A 6,638-nucleotide genomic window follows, 5' to 3' on the forward strand; every position below is an offset into this window, starting at 1 on the left:
AAACCTCCCGAACCACCCGCTCCCACCCCCGGCCTTGCCCAGCCGGTACGCCCCCACCCAGTTGCGCGGATCGAGCTGGGGAGGATCGAGGCGCGGCGGCCACTGAGTGGGGTTGTCCTTGAGGCTCGAGAGCGCGGCGAAAAAAACCGGCCCCATGAAGAGCAGGGAGAAGATCAGGAGCAACAGGTAGATGGCGCCGGCCCGAGCCCATCGGCGCCTGGCCACCGCTGCCGGGTCAAAAGCGAGCACCTGGTGCCTTCTGCGCGCCGTCTGCGGAGCTGCCGCCGCGTTCACTTACCGTTCCACCACCCTGCGCTGCACCAGCACCACGGCGAGGGTCAATACCGCGAGCGTCACCGCTGCCGCGGCGGCCTGCCCGATCCGGGGAATGGCCCCACCCGGGAAGACGTTGTGGTAGACGTAGTAAGCCAGCGTGATGATGGAGTCCAGGGGCGCCTGGTCGCCGATGACCGCCACCTGGTCGAACATCTGCAGCGTCCCGATGAGCCCCAGGGTCACCACCAGGAAGGTGACGTGCCGGAGCTGCGGCAGCGTGATGTGGCGGAACTGCTGCCACGCCGAAGCGCCGTCAACCCACGCCGCCTCGTACAGATCTCTGGGGATGTCCTGCAGTCCGGCGAGGTAGAGCAGCATGAAGGTGGGCGCCGTCGTCCACGTGTTGAGGATCATGAGGGCCTCCAGCGGGATCGGCGCCGAGGGAAACCGCCAATCGGGGAAATAGCGGCGCGTGTTGAGCCACGGGGTGGCGACCGGATTCACCTCCAGGTCGGCGGCCACCACCCCGGTTGTCCGCAGGACGACGGTTGCTGCAGCCGACAGCATCATGGCCGTGACGAGCAGGCTCGGCTCCCACCACGCGGCGGCAAAGCCGTGGCGGCGCTCCCACCAGACGAGAGCCCCCTGAAGCACGGCTGTGCCCAGGAGAAACGCCATGATGAGCTCCCGGAAGACGAGCACCTGGGTCAGCAGGTAGTTCATCGCGCCCGTTCGCTGGAAAAGCCACATGAACATCAGGGTGATGACGACGCTGGACATCACGCTGGGCGTGTAGTAAGCGGCCCGGAAAAACGTGATGCCCCGCAGCCTCTGGTTGAGCGCCAGTGCCAGGGCCAGAGAGAGCACGGTCTGAGCCGTGGTCACCACCACGGAGAACGTGATGGAGTTGCGCAGGGCGGTAAGAAACCGGGGCTCGGTCATGATGGCGGCGTAGTTGCGCAAACCCACCCAACTCGGGGCCTCGAAGAGGTTGTACTCGGTGAAGCTGAAGTAAAACGTGCGCATGAACCCGTAGACGAAGAAGATGACGAGCGTGAAGAGGTAGGGGAGCAGGAAGACGTACGCGGTGAGCGCCTCCTGAGCTTTCTCGGTCAGCAGTGGCCGCCCGCGCCCCCTTCGGCCCGCTGCGGTTGTGAGCGTACCGGCTCCCAACGACTGCAACCCCCCCAGCCCCGCCGTCTGGCCGTTACGGGCCTCTCCGGGCCGGGGTGGGGCACGCCCCCTGCGGGCGGCAACCCACCCCCCGACCGTTTTCGTTCGTCAGCGGCTGGCCAGCTCGTTCAGCTGGCGCTGCGCCTGCGCCAGCGCCTGGTCAACGTTCATCTCGCCGCTCATCACGGCGGTGAGCGCCTCGTTCACCGGCGTCATCCAGTCGCCGCCGTAGCGCCCGAACTGGAACGGGTGTACGTTCCCGTCCGAAGCGCCCTGGAACACCACGAGGTTGGCCTTCGCCTCAGGCGTGTCCTGCTTGAAGTAGGGGTCGTTCAGCAGCGACTTCCGGCTGGGCAAGGCCAGCCCGCGGCGGAGCACCCACTGCTGGGCCTCGGGGCTGGTCAGCGCCTCCAGCACCTTGAACGCTTCTGCCTTCACCTTGGAGGCCGCGTTGACGGACCAGGAGACCGTGTAGATGAAGTTACCGCGCTGCCCGGTCCTGGGATTCTTCGGAATCAGCGTGGCCCCGTAGCGCAGGTTCGGAGCCTGATCCCGCAGGAAGCCCAGGATCCAGGCGCCCTCGATGGCCGTTGCCACCTTCTCCGTGGCGAACGCACCGCCGCCCCAACCCTGCCCGATGTCGGCCGGCTGGATGGCGACGCCGCTCTTCACCAAGCCGGTGTACCACTTGAACGCCTCAACGAAGCCCGGCTGGGACAGATCGCTTTTGCCGTTGTCGTCAAACAGCTTGAAGCCGGCCGAGTAGGCGAACGCGCCGAAGCGAGCGTACTCGGGCGGCAGGGCGATACCGTAAATGCCGTCCTCGGGCCGGCTGACCTTGCGCAGCTTCTCGGCGAAGGTGTCCCACGTGTCGTTGGCGTCCGGGTAGGCCACGCCGGCCTCGTCGAACAGGTCCTTGTTGTAGAAGACGGCCAGGGTGTTGAAGTCCTTGGGGATGCCGTAGATCTTGCCGTTGTACGTGAACCCGGCCAGCAACTTGGGGAGGATGTCATCCTTGCGCAGCACGTTGGACTTGGCCAGGTACGGGTCGAGCGGCTCGAGCTGCCCGGTCCGCATCAACGGCTCGGCCCAGAAGATGTCCACATAGAACAGATCGGGAGCGGTCCCGGCCGAGAGGCTGTTGAACAGGTAGCCGGAGAACTCCTCTGCGATGGGTTCGTACTTGACCTCGATGTCGTACGGCTTGACGGCAGGGCGGACGAACCGTTCGATCAGCTCCTCCACGATGGCGATGTCGGTGCCGCCCCAGCCCGATACCCGCACCACGGTGCTGGCCAGCGCCGGCACGCTCGCCACGAGCACCACAAGCCCGGCGGCCAGCACGCGCCCGAATGCCCGGTTGATCCTCAACGTGGCACGCTCCTTTCCAGTCGCGGCTCACAGGGCCTTCGCTTCGGTCCCAAGGATGTCCGCTGAAGTAACTCTGTTGCTGCCCGCAGCATCCCCCCTTCGGCGCCGGTGGCCTACCCTGGGGCGGGCCCGGTGGAGGCCCGAACCACCAGTTGAGGGCGCAGCAAGACTCGAGAGGCCGACGTCGCGTCGCCCCGCTCGATGAGCTGCACCACGGACTGGGCTGCCGCCAGCCCGACCCGGTGGCGAGGCTGGTGGATGGTCGTCAGGGCGGGAACGGCCCGAGCGGCGTCCTCAATGTCGTCGTAGCCGACGACGGAAAGCTCGGCCGGCACGGCGATCCCCAGTTCGCGTGCCGCCCGCAGCACCCCGAGGGCCATCAGGTCCGACGCGGCGAAGATGGCGGTCGGCCGGGGCGTGACCGAGAGGAGCCCCAGGGCGAGCTGATAGCCGCTCGGCTCCGTGAAGTCGCCTTCGAGCACCCGCGACGCGGGGAGTTCCACGCCGGCCTGCTGGAGCCCGGCGGTGAAGCCGCTCAGGCGTTCCCAGCTCACCGGGGCCCAGCGGTGCCCGTTCACCATGGCGACATCCCGGTGGCCCAGTTCCACCAGGTGCCGGGCGGCCAGACGGGCTCCCTCGATGTGGTCGCACCCGACGCAGACAGCCCGCGGAGCCTCCACCGGCACGTCCACCGAGCAAATGGGGAACGGGAGCCGCGTAAGCTCTCCCCAGCGTGGGTCATCGGTGCGCAGCCCCAGGAAGATGGCGCCGTCGAGCTGCCGGTGGGCCGCCAGTTCGAGGAAAGACGGCTTCGAGTCGAAGAGTCCCGCCCCGAACACCAGCAGGTCGTATCCCGCGGCGGCGAGTCCCTCAAGGATGCCGTCCACCACCTGCGACGCAAATGGGTGGGAGAAGCGGACCGGCCCTTCGCCCAGGAAGTACACCCCGATGAGGTGGCTGCGCTGGGTGGCCAGGGTCTTGGCCGCGGCGTTGGGCCGGTAGTTGAGTTGCCGGGCGGCTTCCAGGATGCGCTGGCGCGTGGCCTCGCTAACGTCCGGATGGCCGTTCAGGGCGCGGGAGACCGCCGTGACGGAGACGCCGACACGGGCGGCGATGTCCCGGAGGGTGACCACCCGGCCGGCGCCGCTGCTCCTCAAACGCTTCCACCCCTACGTATCCGCTTGCTTCCGGCCTTCCACAGCCCAGGTTGCCATTTGCCGACGATACTTCTCGCAAATCCGAGGGGGATGTTTCGGCAAGTCCCCGGCGTTCTCCTGCTGACCAGGATGCTCATCCCGGCGTGGCGCGGGCTAAAATGCCGATAATGACGTGGTCTGCTGCAAGCGATCGTTACCATAGCTTAGCTTAAGCGCTTCAGCTACCAGCAGAGCATCCCTAGCGGCCCGGTGGCGGCGACACCGGATGGGAAGACTACGGGCGCCGGCGCAGCTTCATGCCGCGAACCGGGAGTCTGCGCGGCTGATGGGAAGGAGCGCACACACAGATGAAGCGAACGCCGTGGGCCCGACAACCCGAGGACGGCGACGGGAGCCCCATCCCGGCCCATCCTGGTGGCGAGCGGGAAGACATCCTGAGGGCTCGGCCAGTGCCACGGGAGGCATCGTCACAGAAGGGGCAGTGGGCAAGTGGCCACACGCCGGGCACCCGCAAGGACCGCAAGGTCCGCACGCACCGTAAGCTCACCTAACGCCGGCAGGAAGTAGCGGGGGGTCCACGAAGCGCACCCACCGTGGCAGGGGGCTGCCAGCAGGTCCCGGGCCGCAGGGGGTGGAGCGCGTGGGTAAAGCCAGGCTTGCCGTCATCGGGGGCACGGGCTTCGAGGACCCGGCCCTCCTCGGCCGGCCGACGCAGACGCAGTTGGTCGAAACGCGTTTCGGAAGCGCTTCCGTTTCGTTTTACGCGATCCGGGGAGAGACGGTAGCGTTTCTCTCCCGCCACGGCCCCTCCCACACCATTCCGCCGCACGGGGTCAACTACCGGGCCAACATCGCGGCGCTGGCGTCCATCGGGGTCGAACGGGTCGTTTCCACGGCGGCGGTCGGCTCGCTTCGGCGGGAACTGGCGCCCGGAACGGTCGTGGTCGTGGACCAGTTCCTCGACTTCACCCGTCAGCGTCCGTTCACGTTCTTTGACGGTGATACGCCGGGGGCCTGCGTGGTGCACACCGACTTCACCGAGCCTTATTGCCCCGAGGTCCGGGCCAGGCTGCTCGAGGCCGCCCGCAGCGAGAAGCTGGCCGTGCGGCCGTCCGGCTGCTACGTGGGCCTGGAAGGCCCCCGCTACGAGTCGGCGGCCGAGGTGCGTGCGTTTGCGATGCTGGGCGGCGACGTGGTAGGCATGACCGGCCTGCCGGAGGCGGTGTTGGCCCGGGAGGCGGGGCTCTGCTTTGCGACGGTGGCGGTCGTGACCAACCTGGGCGCCGGGCTTTCGGGAGCACCCCTTTCCCACCGCGAGGTGGAGCAGGCAATGGCGTCGCTGCGGCCCCGGGTGCTGAAGATCATGCTGGAGGCCATTCTGGCGCTGCCCGCCGAGCGTCACTGCCCCTGCGCAAACGTCCCTGGCCGGGGCCTCGTGCGGTAGAATGGGGAACGGTGGTGCATCCGGTGGTTCGAGCGTACCGGTGGGAGCAGGGGGCGCTGTGGCTCTTGGACCAGCGCCGCCTGCCCGGCGACGAGGTGTGGGTGGCCTGCCGCCACGCCGACGACGTGGCGGACGCCATCCGGCAGATGGTGGTGCGGGGCGCACCGCTCATCGGGGTGGCGGCTGCGTACGGGGTGGCGCTGGCGGCCGCTGCTCCCGGCGCGACCTCGCCCTCCGTCGAAGAAGCCGCGCGGCGCCTCGCGGCGGCCCGTCCCACCGCGGTCAACCTGGCGTGGGCGGTGGGACGCGTCATGCAGCGCCTGCGCCGTGACGGTTTTTCGGCCGCAGCCGCCGAGGACGAGGCCCGCCGCATCGCCGAGGAGGACGAGGCCGCGTGCTTTCGGATCGGCGAGGCCGGGGTGCCTCTCATGCCGGAGCGGGGTGGCGTCCTGACGCACTGCAATACCGGGGCGCTCGCCACCGCGGGGATAGGCACCGCCGCCGGCGTGCTGCGGCGCGCCGCGGCGCACGGCCGCCGGCGGAAGGTGTACGCCACCGAGACCCGCCCGTACCTGCAGGGCGCCCGCCTGACCGCCTGGGAACTGAGCCGCGACGGCCTCGACGTCACGCTCATCACGGACGGCATGGCCGGCTACGTGATGCAGCAGGGCCTGGTGCAGGCGGTGATCGTCGGCGCCGACCGCATTGCTGCCAACGGCGACGTCGCCAACAAGGTGGGCACTTACTCTCTGGCGGTGCTGGCGGAGGCGCACGGGGTGCCCTTTTACGTGGCGGCGCCGCTTTCATCCATCGATCTGAGCATCTCCCGAGGAGACCAGATCCCGATCGAATACCGCGCCGGCGAGGAAGTGACCCACGTTGCGGGCGTGCCCGTGGCCCCGGCCGGTGTGGCGGTGCTGCACCCGGCGTTCGACGTGACGCCCGCGCGGCTGGTGCGCGCGATCATTACGGATCGCGCCATTCTGTATCCGCCGTACGAGCGTTCCCTGAAGGAGGCCTCGCATTGAGCGTCAGCGCTTCAAACGTCTCACCCGGGGCGGCGAAGGATCGGCCCGGGGCCGTCCGGGTGCGGTACGCGCCGAGCCCCACCGGCTACCCCCACGTGGGCGGCATTCGGACGGCCCTGTACAACTGGCTCTTCGCCCGCCACCACGGCGGCAGGTTCGTGCTCCGGCTGGAGGACACGGACCTCGCCC

Annotated in this window: 8 protein-coding genes; 4 read left to right on the forward strand and 4 right to left on the reverse strand. The window is 68.7% G+C overall.

Features of this window, described 5'->3' with window-relative positions:
* The 4 genes from AB1609_13190 to AB1609_13205 all read right to left on the reverse strand — a co-directional run.
* Nucleotides 1-249, reverse strand: a 249-nt coding sequence (locus AB1609_13190) for a carbohydrate ABC transporter permease (protein MEW6047414.1), incomplete at its 3' end; no start/stop codon positions are given.
* Nucleotides 250-294: 45 nt separating this feature from the next.
* Nucleotides 295-1,392: a sugar ABC transporter permease gene (locus AB1609_13195; GenBank protein ID MEW6047415.1), complete on the reverse strand. Its 1,098-nt coding sequence runs from the start codon at nt 1,390-1,392 to the stop codon at nt 295-297.
* A gap of 165 nt (nt 1,393-1,557) precedes the next feature.
* Nucleotides 1,558-2,790 (reverse strand): ABC transporter substrate-binding protein, encoded by a 1,233-nt coding sequence (locus tag AB1609_13200; GenBank protein MEW6047416.1) that lies wholly within the window; start codon nt 2,788-2,790, stop codon nt 1,558-1,560.
* A 143-nt stretch (nt 2,791-2,933) separates the two neighbouring features.
* A complete protein-coding gene (locus AB1609_13205) occupies nt 2,934-3,977 on the reverse strand; it encodes a LacI family DNA-binding transcriptional regulator (GenBank protein MEW6047417.1) in 1,044 nt (347 codons plus the stop codon).
* 347 nt (nt 3,978-4,324) lie between these two features.
* Between AB1609_13205 and AB1609_13210 the strand changes: the two genes are divergently transcribed.
* From AB1609_13210 to AB1609_13225, 4 genes are all read left to right on the forward strand, one after another.
* Nucleotides 4,325-4,528, forward strand: coding sequence for a hypothetical protein (locus tag AB1609_13210; protein MEW6047418.1), 204 nt, complete (start codon nt 4,325-4,327; stop codon nt 4,526-4,528).
* An 89-nt stretch (nt 4,529-4,617) separates the two neighbouring features.
* On the forward strand, nt 4,618-5,421 hold the full coding sequence (locus tag AB1609_13215; protein ID MEW6047419.1) for an S-methyl-5'-thioinosine phosphorylase: 804 nt from the start codon (nt 4,618-4,620) through the stop codon (nt 5,419-5,421).
* Nucleotides 5,422-5,435: 14 nt separating this feature from the next.
* A complete protein-coding gene (mtnA, locus tag AB1609_13220; GenBank protein MEW6047420.1) occupies nt 5,436-6,449 on the forward strand; it encodes an S-methyl-5-thioribose-1-phosphate isomerase in 1,014 nt (337 codons plus the stop codon).
* On the forward strand, nt 6,446-6,638 hold a 193-nt coding region (locus AB1609_13225), incomplete at its 3' end, for a glutamate--tRNA ligase family protein (GenBank protein MEW6047421.1). The genes mtnA and AB1609_13225, both read left to right, overlap by 4 nt.

The sequence above is a fragment of the Bacillota bacterium genome, assembly GCA_040754675.1.
Taxonomy (GTDB): domain Bacteria; phylum Bacillota; class Limnochordia; order Limnochordales; family Geochordaceae; genus Geochorda.